Source organism: Pseudomonas sp. ADAK2 (assembly GCF_012935755.1).
In the GTDB taxonomy this organism is placed as follows: domain Bacteria; phylum Pseudomonadota; class Gammaproteobacteria; order Pseudomonadales; family Pseudomonadaceae; genus Aquipseudomonas.
Map to the genome: position 1 here is coordinate 235,956 of NZ_CP052862.1, position 21,483 is coordinate 257,438.

General features: G+C 61.1%; 19 protein-coding genes. 11 read left to right on the forward strand and 8 right to left on the reverse strand.

Features of this window, described 5'->3' with window-relative positions:
* Positions 1-64: 64 nt before the first annotated feature.
* Positions 65-2,785 carry a magnesium-translocating P-type ATPase gene (gene mgtA, locus HKK52_RS01215; protein ID WP_169368944.1) on the reverse strand — a complete coding sequence of 907 codons (2,721 nt, stop codon included), beginning with the start codon at positions 2,783-2,785 and terminating at the stop codon, positions 65-67.
* 274 nt (positions 2,786-3,059) lie between these two features.
* Complete coding sequence (locus HKK52_RS01220; protein WP_169368945.1) at positions 3,060-3,356, reverse strand: hypothetical protein; 297 nt, start codon at positions 3,354-3,356, stop codon at positions 3,060-3,062.
* A 532-nt stretch (positions 3,357-3,888) separates the two neighbouring features.
* Between HKK52_RS01220 and HKK52_RS01225 the strand changes: the two genes are divergently transcribed.
* From HKK52_RS01225 to HKK52_RS01235, 3 genes are all read left to right on the forward strand, one after another.
* Positions 3,889-4,827, forward strand: coding sequence for a cyclase family protein (locus tag HKK52_RS01225; protein ID WP_169368946.1), 939 nt, complete (start codon positions 3,889-3,891; stop codon positions 4,825-4,827).
* Between the two features lie 155 nt (positions 4,828-4,982).
* Positions 4,983-6,566 carry an aldehyde dehydrogenase (NADP(+)) gene (locus HKK52_RS01230; RefSeq protein ID WP_169368947.1) on the forward strand — a complete coding sequence of 528 codons (1,584 nt, stop codon included), beginning with the start codon at positions 4,983-4,985 and terminating at the stop codon, positions 6,564-6,566.
* A gap of 73 nt (positions 6,567-6,639) precedes the next feature.
* On the forward strand, positions 6,640-7,569 hold the full coding sequence (locus tag HKK52_RS01235) for a LysR family transcriptional regulator (protein ID WP_169374153.1): 930 nt from the start codon (positions 6,640-6,642) through the stop codon (positions 7,567-7,569).
* On the opposite strand, the gene HKK52_RS01240 is transcribed toward HKK52_RS01235, so the two are convergent.
* From HKK52_RS01240 to HKK52_RS01250, 3 genes are all read right to left on the reverse strand, one after another.
* Positions 7,562-8,545, reverse strand: coding sequence for a cyclase family protein (locus HKK52_RS01240; RefSeq protein ID WP_169368948.1), 984 nt, complete (start codon positions 8,543-8,545; stop codon positions 7,562-7,564). The genes HKK52_RS01235 and HKK52_RS01240 overlap by 8 nt on opposite strands.
* A gap of 150 nt (positions 8,546-8,695) precedes the next feature.
* A complete protein-coding gene (locus HKK52_RS01245) occupies positions 8,696-9,010 on the reverse strand; it encodes an NIPSNAP family protein (protein WP_169368949.1) in 315 nt (104 codons plus the stop codon).
* An 11-nt stretch (positions 9,011-9,021) separates the two neighbouring features.
* Positions 9,022-10,188, reverse strand: a complete 1,167-nt coding sequence (locus HKK52_RS01250; protein ID WP_169368950.1) for an iron-containing alcohol dehydrogenase — start codon at positions 10,186-10,188, stop codon at positions 9,022-9,024.
* 155 nt (positions 10,189-10,343) lie between these two features.
* Here HKK52_RS01250 and HKK52_RS01255 point away from each other — a divergent pair, with 155 nt between their 5' ends.
* From HKK52_RS01255 to HKK52_RS01265, 3 genes are all read left to right on the forward strand, one after another.
* Positions 10,344-11,126 carry an SDR family oxidoreductase gene (locus HKK52_RS01255; RefSeq protein WP_169368951.1) on the forward strand — a complete coding sequence of 261 codons (783 nt, stop codon included), beginning with the start codon at positions 10,344-10,346 and terminating at the stop codon, positions 11,124-11,126.
* Between the two features lie 169 nt (positions 11,127-11,295).
* The gene (locus tag HKK52_RS01260) at positions 11,296-12,600 is read left to right on the forward strand and encodes an MFS transporter (RefSeq protein ID WP_169368952.1); all 1,305 of its coding nucleotides are present in this window, start codon (positions 11,296-11,298) and stop codon (positions 12,598-12,600) included.
* A 15-nt stretch (positions 12,601-12,615) separates the two neighbouring features.
* Positions 12,616-13,722 carry an NAD(P)/FAD-dependent oxidoreductase gene (locus tag HKK52_RS01265; RefSeq protein ID WP_169368953.1) on the forward strand — a complete coding sequence of 369 codons (1,107 nt, stop codon included), beginning with the start codon at positions 12,616-12,618 and terminating at the stop codon, positions 13,720-13,722.
* Between the two features lie 122 nt (positions 13,723-13,844).
* On the opposite strand, the gene HKK52_RS01270 is transcribed toward HKK52_RS01265, so the two are convergent.
* Positions 13,845-14,732 (reverse strand): LysR substrate-binding domain-containing protein, encoded by an 888-nt coding sequence (locus tag HKK52_RS01270; RefSeq protein WP_169368954.1) that lies wholly within the window; start codon positions 14,730-14,732, stop codon positions 13,845-13,847.
* A 120-nt stretch (positions 14,733-14,852) separates the two neighbouring features.
* On the opposite strand from HKK52_RS01270, the gene HKK52_RS01275 reads away from it, so the two are divergent.
* From HKK52_RS01275 to HKK52_RS01285, 3 genes are read left to right on the forward strand one after another with little or no spacing between them, the layout of a single operon-like run.
* Positions 14,853-15,869, forward strand: coding sequence for an aldo/keto reductase (locus HKK52_RS01275; protein WP_169368955.1), 1,017 nt, complete (start codon positions 14,853-14,855; stop codon positions 15,867-15,869).
* Positions 15,866-16,663, forward strand: a complete 798-nt coding sequence (locus HKK52_RS01280) for an SDR family NAD(P)-dependent oxidoreductase (protein ID WP_169368956.1) — start codon at positions 15,866-15,868, stop codon at positions 16,661-16,663. Before HKK52_RS01275 ends, HKK52_RS01280 begins: the two co-directional genes overlap by 4 nt.
* A 30-nt stretch (positions 16,664-16,693) precedes the next feature.
* Positions 16,694-17,104, forward strand: coding sequence for an SRPBCC family protein (locus HKK52_RS01285; RefSeq protein ID WP_169368957.1), 411 nt, complete (start codon positions 16,694-16,696; stop codon positions 17,102-17,104).
* A 138-nt stretch (positions 17,105-17,242) separates the two neighbouring features.
* On the opposite strand, the gene HKK52_RS01290 is transcribed toward HKK52_RS01285, so the two are convergent.
* Complete coding sequence (locus tag HKK52_RS01290; protein WP_169368958.1) at positions 17,243-18,637, reverse strand: sensor histidine kinase; 1,395 nt, start codon at positions 18,635-18,637, stop codon at positions 17,243-17,245.
* The gene (locus HKK52_RS01295; protein ID WP_149661347.1) at positions 18,615-19,298 is read right to left on the reverse strand and encodes a response regulator transcription factor; all 684 of its coding nucleotides are present in this window, start codon (positions 19,296-19,298) and stop codon (positions 18,615-18,617) included. Before HKK52_RS01295 ends, HKK52_RS01290 begins: the two co-directional genes overlap by 23 nt.
* 309 nt (positions 19,299-19,607) lie before the next feature.
* Between HKK52_RS01295 and HKK52_RS01300 the strand changes: the two genes are divergently transcribed.
* Together HKK52_RS01300 and HKK52_RS01305 are read left to right on the forward strand one after the other, a co-directional pair.
* Entirely contained in the window at positions 19,608-20,546 is a 939-nt protein-coding gene (locus HKK52_RS01300) for a hypothetical protein (RefSeq protein WP_169368959.1), read from the forward strand.
* 220 nt (positions 20,547-20,766) lie between these two features.
* On the forward strand, positions 20,767-21,306 hold the full coding sequence (locus HKK52_RS01305) for a hypothetical protein (protein WP_169368960.1): 540 nt from the start codon (positions 20,767-20,769) through the stop codon (positions 21,304-21,306).
* Positions 21,307-21,483: the final 177 nt, after the last annotated feature.

Genomic DNA, 21,483 nt, shown 5'->3' on the forward strand with positions numbered 1-21,483 from the left:
GTTGAATGTGAGGCCGCCTTCGCGGGCAAGCCTCGCTCCTACAGAGGGTGGGGTGTTCAGGCGATCAGAACCACTGCTTGAACCGGCGGATGTAGATCACCTTCATGGTCTGCGCCACCACGCAGTAGCTGAGCAGCGTGCCCACCAGCCAAGGGAAGTATTCCCACGGCAACGGCACCAACCCGACCAACGTGCCCAGCGGCGAGAACGGAATGTAGATACCCAGGCAGATCACCACCCCGGTCGCCAGAATCACCGGCAACGCCGCCGTGCTCTGGAAGAACGGGATCTTCTGGGTGCGCAGCATGTGCACCACCAGCGTCTGCGACAGCAGCCCTTCGATGAACCAGCCGGACTGGAACAGGCTCTGCATTTCCACGCTGTTGGCGGCGAACACGTACCACATCAGGGCGAAGGTGGTGATGTCGAAGATCGACGAGGTCGGGCCGATCCACAGCATGAAACGGCCGATGTTCTTCGCGTCCCACTTGCGTGGTTTGCGCAGGAACTCCTTGTCCATCTTGTCCCACGGCAACGCCAGCTGAGAGATGTCGTACATGAGGTTCTGCAGCAGCAGGTGGATCGACAGCATCGGCAGGAATGGAATGAACGCACTGGCCACCAGCACCGAGAACACGTTGCCGAAGTTGGAACTGGCGGTCATGTTCAGGTACTTCATGATATTGCCGAAGGTTTCGCGGCCCTTGAGCACGCCTTCCTCAAGCACCATCAGGCTCTTTTCCAGGAGGATGATGTCCGCCGATTCCTTGGCGATGTCGGTGCCGCTGTCCACCGAAATCCCGACGTCGGCATCGCGCAGCGCCGGGGCGTCGTTGATGCCGTCGCCGAGGAAACCCACGGTATGACCGTTGCCTTGCAGAGCCTTGAGCACCCGGGATTTTTGCAGCGGCGTCAGTTTGGCGAACACCGTGCGTTCTTCGACGCGCAGCTTGAGGGTGGTGTCGTCCATGTGCTCGATGTCCTGGCCGAGCAGCGGCGTGCCCGGGTCGAGACCGACTTCGCGGCAGATCTTGCAAGTGACCACGGCGTTGTCACCGGTCAGCACCTTGACCGCCACGCCCATGTCCCGCAGCGCCGCGATGGCCGGGCCGGCGGTTTCCTTTGGCGGATCGAGAAAGGTCAGGAAGCCGCGAATCACCAGATCGCGCTCATCGCCGGTGTTGTACTGGTTCTTGCTCTGGGCTTTTGGAATCTCGCGGGTGGCGACCAGCAGTACACGGAAGCCGTCCTCGTTGTACTCGTTGGCCAAGGCCAGCAGGTCTTTGCGCCGTTGTGCATCCAACGCGATGACTTGGCCGCTTTCATTGATGTGGCTGGCGATGGAGAGCATTTCCTCGACCGCGCCCTTGCACACCATCAGGTGATCGTCGCGGCTGTCCTTGACGATGATCGACAGGCGCCGGCGGACGAAGTCGAACGGCAATTCGTCGACTTTACTGTAGGCAAACGGCACGCGGAATGCCGGGTTCGCGTTGGCAAATTGCACCACCGCCTGGTCCATCAGGTTTTTCAAACCGCTCTGGTGATGGCTGTTGAGCCACGCCAGTTCCAGTATCGAATCATCACGCCGGCCATGGCTGTCGACGTGGTGTTCGAGAATGATCTTGTCCTGGGTCAGGGTGCCGGTCTTGTCGGTGCACAGCACGTCCATCGAGCCGAAGTTCTGGATCGCGTTGAGGCGCTTGACCACCACTTTGCGCTTGGCCATGGCCATCGCACCTTTGGCCAGGTTGGCGCTGACGATCATCGGCAGCATTTCCGGGGTCAGGCCGACCGCCACGGCCAAGGCAAACAGGAACGCATCGCCCCAATCACCCTTGGAGAAGCCGTTGAGCAGGAACACAATCGGCACCATCACCAGCATGAAGCGGATCAGCAACCAGCTGACGCTGTTCACCCCGCGGTCGAACGCGGTTTGCACCCGGGAGCCGACGATGGCTTTGGCCAGGGAACCGAAATAGGTCCGCGCCCCGGTGGCGACCACCACCGCTTTGGCGGTGCCGCTGACCACGTTGGTGCCCATGAAGCAGATGTTCGGCAGGTCCAGCAGGTTCGACTGGTCGGTCGCGCTTCCGGTGGCCGACTTCTGCGCCACGTTGCCCAGGGTGTCGTACTTCTCGACCGGCAACGCTTCGCCGGTCAGCACCGCCTGGCTGATAAACAAGTCGCGGGATTCGATCAGGCGGATGTCGGCCGGGATCATGTCACCGGCGCTGAGCTGCACGATATCGCCGGCCACCAGATCACGCATCGGCACTTCGCGCAGCAGCGGCTTGCCGTCCTTGTGCTCGCGGCGCAGCACGGTGGCGGTGGTGCGGACCATGGCTTTCAGGGCTTCGGCGGACTTGGCCGAGCGGTATTCCTGCCAGAACCGTAGCAGGCTGCTGAGGCTGACCATGGTCATGATAATGATGACTTTGGTCAGGTCGGCGTCATCCGCTTCACCGTTGCTGATCGGCAGCCAGTAGTCAGTGAAAAAACTGATGGCGGCCAGGGTCAGCAACACATAGATGAAGGGATTGTTCAGGGCTTTGAGCAGTTGGATCAGGGCGTGAGGCGGCTTGTCGTGGGCCACTTCGTTGTGACCGTTGCGGGCGAGGCGGCCCTGGGCTTCGAGTTCGGTCAGGCCATCGGTGCTGGCGTTGAGGTTGGTCAGCGTCACGGCCAGGCCGTTCTGCGCTTCCCGGGCGGCGCGCATCGACAGTTTGGCGTTGTCGCTGCTGGCGCCTTGAGTGGCTTTCTTTGCGTTTTTTACAAGGGTCATTGCTGTGCTCCTGCCGCCGGCTCGCGGCACGACACACAGGCACCTCAGCTAATTAAAGACGAGCGCACGTATGTCGAGCCGCCAATAGGCGATCGATTCTGATAGTTGTGTTTTCGGGGTTTAATGTTCGCTGGCCGTTGTTTGAATAATAACGGGCAGCGAACCGTCTACTGGCTTCGTCCATAACTAACTCCACTATTTTACAGGCAATAAGAAGTTGCCGAATTCCAACTAAGGAAAACGTTAAGGGAAGGACTATGAAAGTGCCTTCAGATCAGTTGAAAGTGCGCGTCCCGAGTAGCAGGCCGAGCATCACGCTCGCCTGCTGGAACAGGCGCGCGATGCGCCGACTCGGTGGTTCCTGGCTGTCGTCGAGGCTCCAGCGTTGCTGAAGCTGGCCGGTCATCGGGCAGACGCGCCAGTTGGCCCGCAGATGGGCTGTGGCAGGGGAAGAAGGGCTGGAAAACGGGGCGATAACCCGTTTTTCCAGCGGGCGTTCACGGCAGGGCCGGACCCGCATGGTCGAAGCAAAGGCGCGTACGCCGGGCATTACAGTGAATTTGAAGTTCATAACATACCTCTGGACCGGACTGACGCCGGCGAGGCAAGTTACGGTGGAGCATCAAGCTCTAGCGCAGCTCACCCGACCGCAAAGTCGAGTCCCGTCATGTTCTGGGTTATGTGCCAGGTCCTGCGAATTCGCAGTTACCCGACAGCGACTAGATACTGTGTCCATTGGATTCTTTTGTGAGTTGAAAAAAGGCCTGTGAAACCGGCCCGCGCAATTTACTCAGGCAGGTGGATCAAGTCAACCTTCAATATCGGATTAAAGTGCAATTGAATGGAGAAACTGCGGACCCGGTTGTTGAAGTTGGAAGTTGTTCAGGTAAATGACAGTTAATGATGATCCCTGTAGGAGCGAGGCTTGCCCGCGAAGGCGGAGTGTCAGTCGACATCATTGTTATAGATACGCCGCTTTCGCGGGCAAGCCTCGCTCCTACAATTCGTGACAATCCAGAACTAATGTATTGCCCACACCTGTCTGTTTCCCCACAGACGGGCTGCGTACCTTGGGTGCACTGCAACCCCATAAGGACGCCCCCATGCTCAATCGTTTGATACTGCCTTTCGCCTTGCTCTTCACCGTCAGCGCTGCCCAGGCCGCGGATGCCGAAAAATGGTATCCGTCGAAATACGGTGCCAATGATGAAATCGGCGCGCTGAATCTGTTGAACGCCGACTCGGTGCTCAACGCCGCCAAACTGATCAAGACCGGCAAGACCTACCCGCTGGCCGTGCCCATCGACAAGACCCTCCCGGCCTTCCGTCATCGCAGCTTCAACCTGACCAACGTCCAGCCGGGCGAGGCGGGTGGCACCACCATGGGCCCGAACAAATTCACCTTCAACGATGAACTGGTGGTGGGCTGGACCGGCGTCGGCACCCAGCTTAACGGCATCGGCCATATCGGCATCGATTACGTCTATTACAACGGCAACCGCGCCGCCGATTTCGTCACCGTCGAAGGCGTGAAAAAACTCGGCATCGAGAAGGTCCCGCCGATCGTCACCCGTGGCGTGGTGCTGGACATGACCGCCGTGTACGGCACGCCGATCGTGCCGGAGAAAACCGAATTCACTGTCGCCGACATCCAGAAAGCCCTCGACCTGCAAGGCATCACCATCCAGAAAGGCGACGTGGTGCTGTTCAACACCGGTTGGCTGGAACTGCTGGGCAAGGACAACAAAAAATTCCTCGCGGTGGAGCCGGGCATCGGCATGTCGGCAGCGAAATGGCTGGTGGACAAGCAGATCGTTGCGTTCGGCGGTGACACCTGGGCCTCTGAAATCTACCCGGCTAAAGACGGCCAGGAGTTCCCGGTCAACCAGTACATGCTGGCCAAGAACGGTATCTACAACCTGGAGCTGATCGACAGCCGCGCGCTGGTGAAAGACAAGGCCTGGGAGTTCATGTTTGTCCTCGGCCAGCCGCTGTACAAGGGCTCGACCCAGGTCAACATCAACCCGGTCGCCATTCACTGACGGACCGCTGGCCAGGGGATGACCAACGCTCATCCCCTGGCCCGTTGTTGTCCTTTGTTTGCCCATGACCCCAACCCCTAGAGTGAAGCGTGCGCCACAGGCGTAACCCTTCAATTCGAGTGATCGCCCGCCAAGCGCGGGCGCGGGAGTTTTTGATGTCCGCTATTTTGGGTCAGCAGTTTATCGATGGGCAGCGCAGCGCCCTGGGCCGCGAGACGTTACGCAGCCTCGACGCCAGCACCGGGCAGGCGCTGCCCTATGTTTTTCATCAGGCTGATGAGCAGGAAGTGACGCTGGCGGTCGCTGCAGCCACGCGGGCCTTTGCGCCGTTTCGTCAGTTATCGCCACAGCGGCGCGCCGAATTTCTTGAGGCGATTGCCGAGGAAATCGATGGGCTGGGCGGAGATTTCATTGCGCTGGTCTGCCGGGAAACCGCGCTGCCCGAGGGACGGATTCGCGGTGAACGCGGTCGCACCACCGGCCAATTGCGCTTGTTTGCCGACGTGTTGCGTCGCGGCGATTTTCTCGGTGCGCGCATCGATCAGGCCTTACCCGAACGCACACCGCTGCCGCGCCTGGATATTCGCCAGTACCGCATCGGCGTCGGTCCGGTCGCCGTGTTCGGCGCGAGCAATTTCCCCTTGGCGTTTTCCACGGCCGGCGGCGACACCGCTTCGGCGCTTGCCGCCGGTTGCCCGGTGGTGTTCAAGGCCCACAGCGGGCATATGGCGACCGCCGATCACGTGGCCAGCGCCATCGTTCGTGCCGCGCAACGCACGGGCATGCCGACCGGCGTATTTAACATGATCTACGGCGCGGGTGTCGGCCAGGCATTGGTCAAGGCTGACGGCATCAAGGCTGTCGGGTTCACCGGTTCGCTGAAGGGCGGCCGCGCCTTGTCCGATCTGGCCGCCGCACGCCCGCAACCGATCCCGGTATTTGCCGAGATGTCGAGCATCAACCCGGTGATCCTGCTGCCCGAAGCACTCAGCGTCCGGGGCGGCAAAATCGCCGAAGAACTGACTGCCTCGATCAACCTCGGTTGCGGCCAGTTCTGCACCAGCCCCGGTCTGATCATCGGCCTGCGCTCGCCACAGTTCAGCGAGTTCCTCGAGGTGTTTGCCCAAAGCATGGGCCAGCAACCGCCGCAGACCATGCTCAATGCCGGCGCCCTGAAAAGCTATCGCGCCGGTCTTCAACACATCGCCAATAACGATGGCGTCGAGCATTTGGCCGGTCAACCGCAGGGCGAGTCCCAGGCGCAACCGCAGGTGTTCAAAGCAGACGCGCAGTTGTTACTCGATGGCGATCCGTTGTTGCAGGAAGAAATCTTCGGCCCGACCACGGTCGTGGTCGAAGTCGCCGACCCGCAACAACTGCGCGCCGTACTCGACAGCCTGCACGGCCAACTCACCGCCACGCTGATCGCCGAACCAGTAGACCTGGATCGCTTCGCCGACCTGCTGCCGCTGCTCGAAGACAAGGTCGGGCGCCTGCTGCTCAACGGCTATCCGACGGGGGTGGAAGTCAGCGATGCCATCGTGCATGGCGGCCCATACCCGGCAACCTCGGATGCCCGTGGCACGTCGGTCGGCAGCCTGGCCATCGATCGCTTCCTGCGCCCGGTCTGCTATCAGAACTATCCTGATGAGTACCTGCCCGAGGCGCTGCAAAACGCTAATCCACTGGGCCTCAATCGACTGGTCAACGGCCAGTGGAGCAAGGCGCCCCTGAGCTGACCACGTACCCCGCGCCGGTACGTGCCGGCGTGGGCCTAGACGGATTCGTCCCTTGAATCGAGCACCCACCGACATGGTTCCTTCCCTCGCCAGCATTGCTTCACGCTTGCGCCTCAAACAGTTGCGCTTGCTGATTGCCCTCGATGATCGCGGCTCGCTGCACAAGGCGGCCGAGCAGATTTCGATCTCCCAGTCCGGCGCCACCAAAGCCTTGCATGAAGTCGAGTCGTTGCTTGGCATGCCGCTGTTCGAACGCCAGCCCAAAGGCCTGGTGGCCAATGAAATGGGGCGATGCATGATTCGTTATGCGCGGCTGATCTACAGCGATGTCGAGCACCTGCGCGAGGAAATGCTCAGCATCATGCAAGGCCAGGGCGGGCGGTTGTCGGTGGGAGTGATCATGGGCGCGGTGCCGTTGCTGACCCGGGCCTTGAGCGCGTTACGCCTCAAGCAGCCGGAGTTGTCGGTGGAACTGGTGGAAAACACCAGCGCCACGTTGTTGGGGCTGCTGGATCAAGGACGGCTGGATCTGGCGATTTGTCGCACCAGCGTCGGCCAACGCTCGGACGCTTATGACTGTATCGAGCTGAGTGAAGAACCCTTGGCGGTGGTCGCGAGCAAGGATCATCCGCTGGCCCGTTCCGAATCGTTGCAGCTGTCGCAATTGAGTGATTACCGCTGGGTCGTCTACCCCAAAGACATGCCGATGCGTCAGGCCCTGGAGCGCGAGCTCAACGAAGCGGGGCTTGAGATCCCGCGTTATCCGCTGGAAACCTCGTCGACCTTCGCCACCATTCTCCTGGTGCAGCAAGACCCGACGCTGTTGGCGGTGATCCCGGTGGAAGTCGCCGAGTTCTGCGAGCAATACGATTTGCTGGTGAAACTGCCGGTGTCGTTGCGCGCGTTGATCGAGCCCTATGGCGTGATCAGCCGGGCCGGCGCCGATCTGTCTCCGGCGGCGACCCTGCTGATCAACGAACTGCAACAGGACCTGATTACTTGATCACGATTGGATTCACCGGGGCGCCAGTGCCACCGACGATCTTCAGCGGTGCGGCGGTGTAGAGGAATTTCCACTGGCCGTCGGCGGCACAGTCGCTGGCCAGTTCATCGAGCAGCGCCACTTCGGTGAAGGTCACGCCGAGGTTGCGCATCAACGCATTATGCAGCGGGATCATCACCCCGGAGGCCGGGTCGACTGCCACTTCGTTGGCCATGGTGTCGGTGACCAGGTTGGGGATTTCCATCTGGTGAAACCACTCCACCAACTCACGGCTGAAGGTCAGGCCCGGCTCGGCGAAATCCTTGTAGAACTCGTCCGGTTCGCGCTCGTAGAACGAGCCGATCCAACCGGTGCGGATGATCAGGATGTCGCGCTTCTCGATCTCGATGCCCTGGGCTTTCGCTGCCGCCAGCAAGTCCAGGTGGGTGAAGGTTTCGCCCTTGTCCAGTACCGTTTTGCCGCGATGGCGGGCCATGTCGATCAACACCGCGCGCCCGACAATTCCGCGCTCGGCAATCGGCAGGATGCTGGCCTTGTCCATGCTGCCGATGGTGCTCATGGCGTCGTAGCCATTCCACAGTTTGTTGTCGTGCCACACGTGACCCAAGGCGTCGTACTGGGTCGAGCCTTGCAGGTGCATGAAGATCACGTCGTCGGCGTACTCCACATGGCCGTCGAAGTGGGTTTTACCGGCCAGGAAATGGCCCTTGTCCAGCACGTTGACCCGCATCGACGGGCGGCGGCCGGGCCACAGCGGTTCGCCCTTGGGATGGCCGATTTGTACTTGCAGGGTGAAGGTCTTGCCCTGGCGCACCGACGCAATGCCGCGCAGAACCTCGGCGCTTTGCAGGTAATTCAGGGCGCCGACTTCATCGTCCGGCCCCCATTTGCCCCAGTTGGTGGGCAGGCCTTCGAGGAGTTTTTTAGCGTCGGGAGAACGGTCGGCGGCGGTGTTATTGGTGTTGTGGTCGCACATGAGGGTTGTCCTGGGATTTAAGGCGATACCGGCTCTTGTAGGAGCGAGGCTTGCCCGCGAAGGCGTCATGTCAGTCAGCATCATCGTCGCCTGACACACTGCTTTCGCGGGCAAGCCTCACTCCTACAGGGGAACGGTGGCGTCTGGCGGTTATTTGATCGGCGAGAAATCGGCGGCGATCAGCAGTTTCGATTCCATTTTTTCCAGCATCGGGAACGCGACTGGCACAAAGCCTTCGAGCCAGTCCGGGTCCTGATACAGCGCCGCGCGCTTGGTGATCCGCTCATCAAGGCTCGGGTAGGCCCAGATATGGATCACCTGGTTCAGCTCGCCGATTTCCGTGTACCACCAGCCCACCAGCGTGGCGTAGCGGGAGATCACCGGCAGGCCGTTCGCTTCGAAGTGCTTGAGGTAGGTCTGCATTTTTCCGATCTGGATCGTGTAGGTACGCATTTCGTAAAACATGGGTTCGTCTCTCAGGAATGAGTGCCGTGGAAGGCGTGGGTGATGATCCGTTCGATGTCGGCGGCGGTGGTCAGGCGTGGGTTGACCAGCACGTTGCCGCTGCGCATCGAGTCGCTGACCATCTGCGGCATGTAGTCGAGGTCCACGCCCAGGTCCTTGATGTTGGCGGGGATGCCGATGGCTTTATTCAGCGCCATCACGTGCTCCACCACCTTGTACCCGGCGCGGGCGGGACTCAGGCCGTCGACGTCTTCGCCCATGGCGATGGCGATCTCGCGAAACAGTTCCGGGCAGGCCGCCAGGTTGTATTCGATGACATAGGGCAGCAGCGTCGCGTTGGCGATGCCGTGGGGGATGTTGAACACGCCGCCGAAGGTGTGGGAGATCGCGTGTACGTTGCCGAGTTTTGACTGGGCGAACGCGACGCCGGCGAGGAACGAACCGAGCAGCATCTGTTCCCGGGCATGCAAGTCCGAGCCGGCGAAAAACGCCTTGGGCAGGTGCGTGCAAATCATCTTGATTGCTTGCAGCGCCAGGGCCTGGCTGACCGGATTGGCCTGCTTCGATACGTAGGATTCGATGGCGTGGGTCAAGGCGTCCATGCCGGTAGCGGCGGTGATCGACGGCGGTAATTTGAGGGTCAGTTCAGCGTCGAGAATCGCCAGCTTCGGAAACAGCGCCGGGCTGATGATCACGGTTTTGAACAGGGTTTTGGTGTTGGTGAATACGGTAGAGGCGGTGCATTCGCTGCCGGTGCCGGAGGTGGTGGGGATGGCGAACACCGGCAGCGGCGGGTGCAGCAGTTTGTCGTAGCCTTCGTAGTCAAGGATGTTGCCGGGGTTGGTGGCCATGGCTGCGACCCCCTTGGCAGTGTCGATGCTGCTACCGCCACCGACGCCGATCACCGAATCGCAGTCGTGGTTTTTCAGGAACGCGACGGCGCGCTCCAGCACGTCAGTTGTAGGGTTGGGCTCAACGCCGGAAAACACTTCGTAACTGATCTCGCTTTCAGTCAGCGAAGCGAAAAAGCCTTCCATCACGCCCGACGCCATCAACCCTTCATCGGTGACCACCAGCAGTTTTTTTCGAACGTGAGGCTTGAGCAATGCACCGGCCTGACGCACCAGGCCGTTACCGCTCTTCAAGGTCGTGGGGAAATAAAACTGGAACGGGTTCATGGGTGTCTCCGGTTTCTTATTGGTCGGGAGACAGTAATAAGCGGGGCGGGCGGCTGATAATGAAAAGGTCTGATCCGGGGATCACTGTTTGTCATCCCCCGAAGCGTCAGGTGGCGGTGGTAACGTGGGGTTTTCCAACTGTCAGGAGCATCGTCATGGATTTAGGAATATCAGGCCGTTGGGCCATCGTCTGCGCCGCCAGCAAAGGGCTGGGGCTGGCCTGTGCGCGGGCCTTGGCGAAGGAGGGCGTGAACCTGGTGATCAACGCTCGTGGGGAAGACGCCTTGCAAGTTGCCGCCACTGAACTGCGTGGCCTCGGTGTCGAAGTGCGCACCGTGATCGGCGACATCAGCGAACCCTCGGTGCGCGAACAGGTTCTGGCGGCCTGTCCGCAGGTGGACATCCTGGTCAACAACGCCGGCGGCCCGCCACCGGGTGATTTCCGCGACTGGCAGCGCGAAGATTGGTTGAAGGCGCTGGACGCCAACATGCTCACGCCGATCGAACTGATCAAGGCCTGCGTCGATGGCATGGCCGCGCGCGGCTTCGGGCGCATTGTCAACATCACCTCCGGCGCGGTGAAGGCGCCGATTGATGTGCTGGGTTTGTCCAACGGCGCTCGCAGCGGCCTCACCGGTTTTATCGCCGGGCTCGCGCGGCAGTCGCGGTTGGCGGGGAACAACGTGACCATCAATAACTTGCTGCCCGGCCCATTCGAAACCGAGCGTTTGCACAAAACCCTGAGCGCCGCCGCCGACGCCAACGGCACCAGTGTTGAAGCCGTCAGCGAGCAACGGCGCAAACACGTACCGGCCCAGCGCTTCGGCCAGCCCGATGAATTCGGCGCCTATTGCGCGTTCATTTGCAGCGCTCAGGGCGGGTTCCTCACCGGGCAAAACCTGTTGCTGGATGGCGGCAGCTACCCCGGCACGTTCTGATCATCTGGGGGATGACGTTCGGTGATCCCCCAATCAGATCCCCTCATTATTCACTCGTCGGGCGCGTCATTAGAGTGGGGCTGCTACCTGATGCCCGTCATACGCAAACCTGCGTGTTGGTTGACGGGCATCGGGTCGCTTGCATCCACAACAATAAAGAGCGCCCCTCATGAACAATCCGAGTGCCGAAACACTTTCCCTCGCCGCCACCGAACGTCCCACCAGCGTACGCTGGCGCATCTTCCTGATCATGTTGCTGCTGACCGCAATCAACTACATCGACCGCGCCTCTCTGTCGGTGGCGTTGCCGCTGATTTCCAGCGAATTCCAGATCCCGCCGGCGCTGGAAGGCTTGATGCTCAGCGCGTTTTTCTGGTCTTACGCGTTGATGCAGATTCCCGGCGGTATGCTGCTGGATCGCTTCCAGACCCGCCGCGTGATCGTCATTGCAACCGTCGCCTGGGGCGCATTCCAGGCTTTGGCCGCTGGCGCGCACAACTGGATCATTCTGCTGATCACGCGCATGGGCCTGGGCATCGCCGAATCGCCGATCATGCCCGCCGGCGCCAAGCTCAACGGCGCCTGGCTGACCCCCAACGAACGTGGACGCGGCGCGGTGCTGGTGGACGGCGGCGCGCCGTTGGGCAGCGCGTTTGGCGCGATCATCATTGCCGGGCTGATCGGCTGGTTTGACTCGTGGCGCATTGCGTTTGTGATCGCCGGCATCGGCACCATGCTCGCCGGTGTGCTGGCCTGGAAATACATCCGCAACCACCCCAGCGAACACCCTGGCGTCAACGCTGCGGAACTGGCGCACATCACCGAAGGCAATCGCAAGACCAGCCAACCCGGCGCGGTGACCAGCATTGCCCTCAAAGAACTGCTCAAGGACCGCTCGGTGTTGGCGATGTTCGCCGGTTACTGCTGCATCCTCAGCGTGTTCTACGGCTTGCTGACCTGGATGCCGAGCTACTTGCACCAGACTCACGGTTTGAACATTTCCAGCATGGGCGGCGCGACGTTCCTGATCTTCATGTGCGGTTTCGTCGGCGAACTGGTGGGCGGTTATCTGGGCGATAAATGGAAGTCCAGCGGCGCCTCGCCCAACCTGGTGATGCGCAGCATGTTCAGCGGTTCGGCACTGGTGGCGGCGCTGTGCATGTTGGCGGTGGCCTATACGACTGAGGCGAGCAAGGCGATTGGCCTGCTGTGCGTGGCGATGTTTTTCATTCGCTGGTGCGGCATGTACTGGTGCATTCCGTCGATCCTCGGCGGCACCTCGAAAACCGGCGTGCTGGCCGGCACCATGAATTTCTGCGGGAACATGGCCGGGGTGATCGTGCCGATCCTGATCGGCTTGATCGTGCAGTTCACCGGCTCGTACTTCCTGGTGCTGATCTTCTTCGTGGTCATGGCCGCGCTGCTGGCGATTTTCTCCAGCCTGATCGATTATCGGGAACGGGGTCTGGCTTGAATGAGCGGAGGGCAGGTGAGCGTCGATATTGATTGTGTGGTGGTCGGGGCCGGGGTGGTCGGGCTGGCGGTGGCCAGGGCCCTGGCCTTGAGCGGGCGCGAGGTGATCGTGGTCGAGGCGGGCGAGGGGATTGGCGTGGGCATCAGCTCGCGCAACTCCGAGGTGATCCACGCCGGGATTTATTACCCGAGCGGCAGCCTCAAGGCGCAGCTGTGTGTCGAGGGCAAGCAGCGCTTGTATGCCTTTTGCGATGAGCGCGGGGTGGATTATCGGCGGTTGGGCAAGTTGATTGTGGCCACCGATGACGATCAGCGAACAGCGCTGCAACGGTTGCTGGAACAGGGTTTGCGCAATGGCGTTGATGACTTGCAATGGCTCGATGCCGGGCAGGCATTGTCGTTAGAGCCTGAACTGTCCTGCGTCGCCGCACTCTGGTCGCCGTCCACCGGCATTGTCGATTCCCATGGGTTGATGCTGGCGCTGCAAGGGGACGCGGAGGCTTCGGGCGCGTCGATTGCGTTTCATACGCCGCTGCTGGCGGCGCGTTGCATTGAGCAGGGTTTTGAACTGCAAATGGGTGGCGCGCAACCGATGCAGTTGAGCTGTCGGGAGTTGATTAATTGCGCGGGGTTGTCGGCGCCTGAGGTGGCGAGCCGGATTGTTGGTTTAGAAGCGCAGCACGTTCCCACCGCGCGATTGTGCAAAGGCAGCTATTTCAGTTTCAGCGGTCGGGCGCCGTTTCGGCACTTGGTCTATCCCGCGCCGGAAAGTGCCGGGCTGGGTGTGCACATGACGCTCGATTTGGGTGGCCAAGCGCGTTTCGGGCCGGACGTGGAATGGGTTGATCAAATCGACTACCGCGTCGATCCGCATCGGGCTGACGGGTTTTATCAAGCCATCCGCCGCTACTGGCCGGGGTTGCCGGATGACAGCCTGCAACCGGCCTACAGTGGTATACGACCGAAAATCACTGGCCCGACGGAATCGGCTGCTGACTTCGTCATCAGTGGTCCGGCGGAACATGGTGTGCCGGGGTTGGTGAATTTGTTTGGTATTGAATCACCGGGGTTGACCAGTTGCCTGGCGTTGGCTGACCGAATAGTGAGCCGGATACTGGACTGATCGTTCCCATGCTCCGCGTGGTAATGCCTCAAGGGACGCTCCGCGTTCCAGCTCCGGGAAGGGACGCGGAGCGTCCCGGGCTGCATTCCCACGCAGAGCGTGGGAACGATCAGGAACGATCATTACGGTTCGGTCAGCACTTTCCTGAACGTCTCCACCAACGGCCGCAAATTGATCCGGTGCCACGCCGCCCACAGCGGCCGGGTGAAGCAAATCCACGGCACTTCCCGCAGGACGACGCCGGGTGGTGCGTTGCGGCTCAGGCCTTTCTGAATCATGGCGATGCCCAGTCCCGAAGCCACCAGGGCCAATGCGGTGAAGGGGCCGGTGGCCTCCATGCGGATGTCCGGGGTGAAGCCGGCGCGTATGCAGGCGCTGACGAAGTTTTCGCGGCTGGCGAGATTATGGTGCTGTTGCACGCCGATCCATTCTTGATTGGCGAGGTCTTCGGGCGTCAATACCGCCTGCTGCGCCAGCGGATGATCATCAGGCAAGGCCAGCAGCATCGGGTCGTCCAGCACCTGGAAACCCTGCAAATCCGGGTCGTCGGCGACGGGTGGTTCACTGACCAGGGCGATATCCAGACTACGCTGGCGAAGGCCTTCCAATTGTTCGGCAGAGCTCAGGTTGTACAGCGCCACATGCACATTCGGCCGCTCCACGCGCAACACGCGCAAGGCGTTCGGCAACACGCCAGCGTGCATGGCGTTCTCGATGTAGCCGATGCACAACCCGCCTTCTTCACCACGACCGAGGCGTTTGCCGAGGGATTCCAGGCGATTGGCGTGGGTCAGCAAGGCGCGGGTCTCCGCGAGAAAGGTCTGGCCATCGCGGGTCAGGCGAATGCGTTGCTGGCTGCGTTCGAACAGGGTCAGGCCCAGGCGTTCTTCGAGCTGGGCGATCTGCCGGCTCAGGGGCGACTGGGAAATGTGCAGGCGTTCGGCGGCGCGACCGACGTGTTCTTCCTCGGCGACGGCGACGAAGTAGCGCAATTGGCGGATGTCGATCATGTCAGACCTATAGGGACTCAAGTGCTGCGCATTATGTCTTGGACGGTCCGATCCTGACAATCTACGATCTGCTCAACGGTCACCCATGAGCTGATCACTGACACTCAAGAGGAATTACCCATGAGCTTGAAAGACAAACTGCCCGGCACGCTGGGTTTCGGCACCGCCCCGTTGGGCAACATGTTCCGCGCCATCCCGGAAGAAGAGGCGATGGCCACCGTGCACGCTGCCTGGGATGCCGGCGTGCGTTACTTCGACACCGCACCGTTTTACGGTTCGGGCCTGTCGGAAATTCGTTTGGGCGCCGCGTTGGCCCAGTACAAGCGCGACGACTACGTGCTCAGCAGCAAGGTCGGCCGGGTGATTCTCGACGAAGTCGAAGACACCGCCGCCCGTGATCTCGGCGAGAAGGCCGGCGTGTTCGAACACGGTCGCCCGAACAAAATCGTCAACGACTACAGCGCCGACGCCACGATGCGTTCGATCGAAGACAGCCTCAAGCGCCTGCAAACCGATCGGCTGGACATCGTCTGGGTCCACGACATCGCTCAGGACTTTTACGGCGATCAATGGCTGGAATACTTCAATCAGGCCCGCACTGGTGCGTTCAAAGTGTTGACCCGTTTGCGTGAAGAAGGCGTGATCAAGGGCTGGGGCCTGGGCGTGAACAAGGTCGAGCCGTGCGAATTGACCCTGGATCTGACCGAAGCCCAGCCGGACGGCTTCCTGTTGGCCGGTCGCTACACGCTGCTGGACCATGACCGTGCGTTGCAACGCCTGATGGATTCGGCGCTGGCGCAGAACGTAGAAATCGTCGTCGGTGGCCCTTACAGCTCGGGCATTCTGGCCGGCGGTACACACTTCGAATACCAGAAGGCGAGCCCGGCGATCATCAGCAAGGTCGAGCAGATCAAGAAGGTTGCGGCGGCCCATGGCGTCAGCATCAAAGCGGCGGCGTTGCAGTTCTCGTTGGCGAATCCGGCGGTGGCGGCGGTGATTCCGGGTTCCAGCCGTCCTGATCGGATTGCTGAAGATGTGGCGGCGTTGAATGAGGTGATTCCTGCGGCTTTCTGGCAGGCGCTGCGCGGCGCAAAACTGATTTCCGAACGGGCTCCATTGCCAGGAGGTGTGGCATGAAAATCGATCTGACTGGAAAACTCGCCATCGTCAGCGGCAGCACCGCCGGCATTGGCCTGGGCATCAGCAAGGCACTGGCCGAATCCGGCGCCACGGTGGTGGTGATCGGCCGCGACTCGGCCAAGCTCGAGCAAGCATTGGCGGACATTCGTCAAAGCGTGCCAAGCGCGCAAGTGCGTGGCCTGACCGCCGACCTCGGTACCGCTGAAGGCGCTGAACAACTGTTCGCCGCCGAACCTCGGGCGGACATCCTGGTGAACAACCTCGGCATCTTTAATGAAGTGGATTTCTTCGACGCGCCGGACAGCGAGTGGACGCGCTTCTATGAAGTCAACGTGATCTCCGGTGTGCGCCTGGCCCGGCACTACACGCCAGAAATGGTCAAGAACGGCTGGGGCCGGGTGATCTTCCTGTCCTCGGAATCCGGGGTGGCGATTCCGGCCGACATGATCAACTATGGCGTGACCAAAAGCGCCAACCTGGCGGTGTCCCACGGCCTGGCCAAACGTCTGGCTGGCACCGGCGTCACCGTCAATGCGATCCTGCCCGGCCCGACCTTCACCGACGGCCTGGAGCAGATGCTCAAGGACGCCACGGCCGAGTCCGGCCGCAGCGCCCGGGAAGAAGCCGACGCCTTCGTGCGCAAGGCTCGCCCAAGCTCGATCATCCAGCGCGTGGCCGACGTGGCCGAAGTCGCCAACCTGGTGGCCTACATCGCCTCGCCACTGTCCTCGGCCACCACCGGCGCGGCGTTGCGGGTTGACGGCGGCGTCGTCGACAGCATGGCCATCTGAACCTGAATTCATTAAGAGAGACGTTTATTTATGGCAACAGCATCAGCATCTATCGACATCCCGGCTTCGGCCGATGTGGTTTGGCAATTGATTGGCGGTTTTGACTCGCTGCCGGACTGGCTACCGTTCATTGTGAAAAGCGAACTGAGTGAAGGCGGGCGCGTGCGCAGCCTGCAAACCGCGGATGGCGCGGTGGTGATCGAGCGTCTGCAAGCGTTCGACAACGCCGGCAAAACCTACAGTTACTCGATTGAACAGGCACCGTTCCCGGCGACTGATTACCTGGCGACGCTGCGCGTAGAAGCACAAGGGCAGGGCGCTCGGGTGACCTGGTCGGGTCGGTTTACTGCCAAAGGCGTGACCGACGAAGAAGTCGAAGCGCTGTTCAACGGCATCTACCAGGGCGGCCTCGAAGCCCTGCGGGCCAACTACCCGGCCTAAGCCGCAGCTACATGATCGTTCCCACGCTCTGCGTGGGAATGCCTCAAGGGACGCTCCGCGTTCCAGCGCTGGAAAGGGACGCGGAGCGTCCCGGGCTGCATTCCCACGGGTCGCGTGGGAACGATCAGGTCGGGTGTGTCAGGTCTGCGGAATCAGGCTCTGCCGACAATCCAGCGCCAGCCGCGCACCACCGCTGTCGCTGGTACCAACGTCGAGGGTGAAGCCGTGCAGGCTGACAATCGCCGCCACGATCGACAATCCCAAACCAAACCCACTCTGCTGATTACCACCCTCGGCCCGATAAAACCGCTGGAACACCGCTTCCCGTTCCGACGGCGGGATGCCGGGGCCAGAGTCGAGCACTTCGATCCGCGTATGCCCGCCCTGATTGATCCCGCGCAAAATCACTTCGCCACCGGGCGGGGTGAATTTGATCGAGTTGCTCAGCAAGTTCGCAATGGCCTCGAACAACAACGCCCGGTCGCCATTCAATGAAGGTAACGACTCTGGCAGTTGCAGGTGAAACACCAGTTCGCCTTCTTCCGCCAAGGGCAGATAAAAGTCATGCAGTTCGCGCAGCAACGGCATCGGATCTAACTGCACAAACCCTGAACGGCGCTGCCGATCTTCCAGCTCGGAAATCCGCAATAACCCACGAAACCGCGCCATCAAGGTGTCCGCCTCAGCCAGCACCGAATCCAGTTGCACCGCCAGCGGCGAACCGTCGCCGGCCTGTTGCTGAATCCGGTATAGCTGCGCGCGCAGGCGGGTCAGCGGGGTACGCAGGTCGTGGGCGATGTTGTCGCACACGCCTTTGACTTCGTTCATCAAGCGCTCGATGCGTTCGAGCATGGCGTTGACGATGGCGGCGAGCATGTCCAGTTCGTCGCGGCGGTTGGACAGCGGCAGGCGGTGGGTCAGGTCGCCGGCGACGATGGCTTCGGCGCTGGCCTGGATCGCGCGGATGCGCCGCAGCGGGCGGCGGCGCAACAGATGCCAACCGGCGATGCCGGGGAGGATGGTCAGTGACACACCCCAGAACAATGCGTGGAGGATGATCTGGGTCACGGCGAACAGCGAACCGTTGTCGCGCACCAGCACCAGCCAGCGACCGTCGAGGGTCGGGGTGGCCACGGCGTCGCAGCTGTCGGCGGGCAGGGTCGGGTCGTCGGACTCGGCGCAGTTGTCGAGCATGTGGATGCGGCCGTCCAGCGGCAGGTTCGCCGGGATATCGCGCAGGGCGCCGCTGAGGTAGCGATGCTGGGCGTCGAACAGGCCGTAGGCATCGATGCCGCGGATGTCGAACGTCATGCTGGCGGCGAGGGCGTCCACCAGTTGTTCGCCCTGGAAGCGCGAAAACAGGTGCTGGCGCTGCATCAGCGAGTGTTTGGCCAGGTTGTCCAGGTAGCCGGAGACCTCGTAATACATGACCCCCATGAGGATCCCGCTCCAGGCCACGAACAGGGAACTGTAGAGCGCCAGCAGTCGGCTGCTGGAAGAGCGCCAGCCTTTAGAGGGGTTCAGCAATGACATACCCCGAGCCTCGCACAGTCCGGATCAACGGGACGTTGCCGGGCGGGTCGATCTTCTTGCGCAAGCGGCCAATGTGCACATCGATCAGGTTGGTGCCGGGGTCGAAGTGATAACCCCAGACCTCTTCGAAAATCATCATGCGCGACAGGATCTGCCCGGTGTTGCGCATCAGGAATTCCAGCAGTTTGTATTCAGTGGGCAGCAGCGTCAGCAATTCGCCGTCGCGGCTGGCTTCGTGGCTGATCAGGTTCAGCTCCAGATCCGCTACCCGCAGCGTGGTGGCCTGGGTGCTGACGGTGCTCTGGCGACGCAGCAACACTTCCACCCGCGCCGCCATTTCATCGGTGGCGAAGGGTTTGGTCAGGTAATCGTCGCCACCGGCGCGCAAGCCCCGCACCCGTTCGTCGACGTCGGAGAGGGCGCTGATCATCAGGATCGGCGTGGCCACGCCCATGGTCCGCAGCGTGGTGACGATCGCCAGGCCATCAAGCTCCGGCAACATGCGGTCGAGGGTGATCAAGTCGTAGTCACCGCTGACGGCCCGCGCCAGGCCTTCACGGCCATTGTCGACCCAATCCACGTCCAGGCCGTGGCTGCTCAGTTCAGCCACGATCTCCCGGGCGGTCACGGCGTCGTCTTCGATGGTCAAGATGCGGGTCATAAGGGCGGGCCTGCTATTCAGTTCATTACAGAATGAGGGCATTTTGCCAAGAAATACGCGCGGGTTATTAAATTAACTTTCATGTTGGGTGGGGAACCGGGCGCGCGGCATTGATTTGCACCGCAAAGCCCAATGCATAAAACCCGCTGATATTAAGCCGTTATTGCAAAATGCACGCTCCTAGGCGCTTGCAGATTTTCAACTCATTGATAGATAAAGATTTATTAAAAGTCGACGACTGGCACGGTGTCTGCAATTCCTCTTTCGACGAGTTGTAACACCATCTTTCATGCCTGGAGCTGAACAATAATGAATAGATCTTCTGAGGGTTATTATTCTGCCGCAGATGAATCGAGCACGCTCTCGGGCGTGTCCTGGGGCGCGATCTTCGCCGGGGCTGCTGCCGCCGCGGCGTTGTCGCTGATTCTGGTATTGCTCGGCTTCGGCCTGGGCTTTTCCGCAGTCTCACCGTGGGCCAACGAGGGCGTCAGCGCCAAGGGCCTGGGCATTTCAACCATTGTTTGGCTGGCCGTTACACAAATCGTTGCCTCCGGGCTCGGCGGGTACATTGCCGGTCGCCTGCGGGTGAAGTGGGCGAATATGCACGGCGATGAAGTCTATTTCCGTGACACCGCCCATGGCTTTCTCGCCTGGTGCGTGGCGACGCTGGTGACCGCGACCCTGGTGGTCGGCTCGGTCAGCAGTATTGTCAGCGGTGGTGTGCAGGCCGGGGCGAGTGTCGCCGGTGGCGCTGCAACGGCCATGACCGCAGCTGCCGGCACGGCCGCCGCGAACACCAACAGCGACCAGTACGGTTACTTCGTCGACAGCCTGTTCCGCGATGATCGTCCCGCCGCCGTCAGCGATGATGCCGCCCGTGGCACCGTGACCCGCATCTTTGCGCGCAGCCTGAGCAATAACGGCCTGTCTGCAGAAGACCGGACCTACCTCGCGCAAATGGTCGCCCAACGCACCAACCTGACCCAGGCTGATGCCGAGCGTCGTGTCGATGAAGTCTACGCCCGCACTCAGAAAGCCATTGCCGACGCCAAGCTTGCCGCGCAACAAGCGGCCGACACCGCCGCCAAAGTCGCTGCCTGGACCGCGTTGTGGATGTTCATCGCGCTGCTGGCCGGTGCGTTCTTCGCCAGCCTTGCCGCTACCTATGGCGGTCGTCGCCGTGATGCCGTGGTGTATCTGGAATCGGATGCCTACGTGACCACCACCACACTGCCACCCGTTCGCTAACCCAGGAGAATCACCATGCGCTCATTACTGTTGTTTTTTCTCGGCGTGCCGATCCCGATCATCATCCTGATCGCCCTGTTCATGCACTGACATCCCTCTGGGGCTCATGCCTCTGCCGCTTCTGCCTCTGGTAGAAGCGGCGTTTTGCTTTCTGGGGCACTATGTTTGTGGGAGCAAGCTTTGCTCCTACATTTTTTGCGTCGTATCAAGGAGAAACACGTTGGACAAGAAGGAAATCAAACGGCAACTGCTGGCCATGCTCGATGCCGGGCGGTCGCGGACCGAGACGTTCAAGACGTTCTCTGGCGGGGCGGTCAAGGATCGGGTGCTGGCTTACTGGATCGGCGCGCACCCGGACCCGGCGCTCAACCGGCAGCATCGGCGCAAGCTCACGATTCTGATTGTGCTCACGGTGGTCCAGGCAGTGCTCGGCGCGGTGGCAGGGTTTTTCCTGGGATCGATGATCGGGCCGAAGGCGGCGCTGTTTATTACCTTGTTCGCCGGGCTCATCCCGTTGTGGTTCGCCTATGGTTTCTACAAGAACCTGGCGCAGTTCTACACCGTCTATATCGTCCTTTCCCTCAGCCAGTCGTCGCGCCTGTTCAAGGACTTTGCCGAAGACCGGCTGACCACGCTGATCGGTGCCGGCATCACCTTGGGCATGGTGTATTTCGTGTTGTACCTGAAGATGAAGCTGTTCCCGGACCTGGCTTTTTTCGGTCCGAAAAAACTCAAGGGTCAGTACGTGTTTTCCAACTGACCCACGGCGTGGCGCGGGGGAGGCTTTCACTGGCGTGGATCAATATTTCGAAGTGAAATATCGCTTACCGTAAAAGATCCAAGCCCTCGCTGCGGCATCGACTACAGTGCTTTGGTGCGCAGCTGATGCGCTGTCGAAGTACCCATGCAGACCTCCTCGTTGTGTGTGTATCAGTTG

Excerpts from the sequence above, each read along its gene's own strand:
- mgtA (WP_169368944.1), bottom strand. The coding sequence starts at position 2,785 with ATGACCCTTGTAAAAAACGCAAAGAAAGCCACTCAAGGCGCCAGCAGC.
- HKK52_RS01220 (WP_169368945.1), bottom strand. The coding sequence starts at position 3,356 with ATGAACTTCAAATTCACTGTAATGCCCGGCGTACGCGCCTTTGCTTCG.
- HKK52_RS01225 (WP_169368946.1), top strand. The coding sequence starts at position 3,889 with ATGCTCAATCGTTTGATACTGCCTTTCGCCTTGCTCTTCACCGTCAGC.
- HKK52_RS01230 (WP_169368947.1), top strand. The coding sequence starts at position 4,983 with ATGTCCGCTATTTTGGGTCAGCAGTTTATCGATGGGCAGCGCAGCGCC.
- HKK52_RS01235 (WP_169374153.1), top strand. The coding sequence starts at position 6,640 with ATGGTTCCTTCCCTCGCCAGCATTGCTTCACGCTTGCGCCTCAAACAG.
- HKK52_RS01240 (WP_169368948.1), bottom strand. The coding sequence starts at position 8,545 with ATGTGCGACCACAACACCAATAACACCGCCGCCGACCGTTCTCCCGAC.
- HKK52_RS01245 (WP_169368949.1), bottom strand. The coding sequence starts at position 9,010 with ATGTTTTACGAAATGCGTACCTACACGATCCAGATCGGAAAAATGCAG.
- HKK52_RS01250 (WP_169368950.1), bottom strand. The coding sequence starts at position 10,188 with ATGAACCCGTTCCAGTTTTATTTCCCCACGACCTTGAAGAGCGGTAAC.
- HKK52_RS01255 (WP_169368951.1), top strand. The coding sequence starts at position 10,344 with ATGGATTTAGGAATATCAGGCCGTTGGGCCATCGTCTGCGCCGCCAGC.
- HKK52_RS01260 (WP_169368952.1), top strand. The coding sequence starts at position 11,296 with ATGAACAATCCGAGTGCCGAAACACTTTCCCTCGCCGCCACCGAACGT.
- HKK52_RS01270 (WP_169368954.1), bottom strand. The coding sequence starts at position 14,732 with ATGATCGACATCCGCCAATTGCGCTACTTCGTCGCCGTCGCCGAGGAA.
- HKK52_RS01275 (WP_169368955.1), top strand. The coding sequence starts at position 14,853 with ATGAGCTTGAAAGACAAACTGCCCGGCACGCTGGGTTTCGGCACCGCC.
- HKK52_RS01280 (WP_169368956.1), top strand. The coding sequence starts at position 15,866 with ATGAAAATCGATCTGACTGGAAAACTCGCCATCGTCAGCGGCAGCACC.
- HKK52_RS01285 (WP_169368957.1), top strand. The coding sequence starts at position 16,694 with ATGGCAACAGCATCAGCATCTATCGACATCCCGGCTTCGGCCGATGTG.
- HKK52_RS01290 (WP_169368958.1), bottom strand. The coding sequence starts at position 18,637 with ATGTCATTGCTGAACCCCTCTAAAGGCTGGCGCTCTTCCAGCAGCCGA.
- HKK52_RS01295 (WP_149661347.1), bottom strand. The coding sequence starts at position 19,298 with ATGACCCGCATCTTGACCATCGAAGACGACGCCGTGACCGCCCGGGAG.
- HKK52_RS01300 (WP_169368959.1), top strand. The coding sequence starts at position 19,608 with ATGAATAGATCTTCTGAGGGTTATTATTCTGCCGCAGATGAATCGAGC.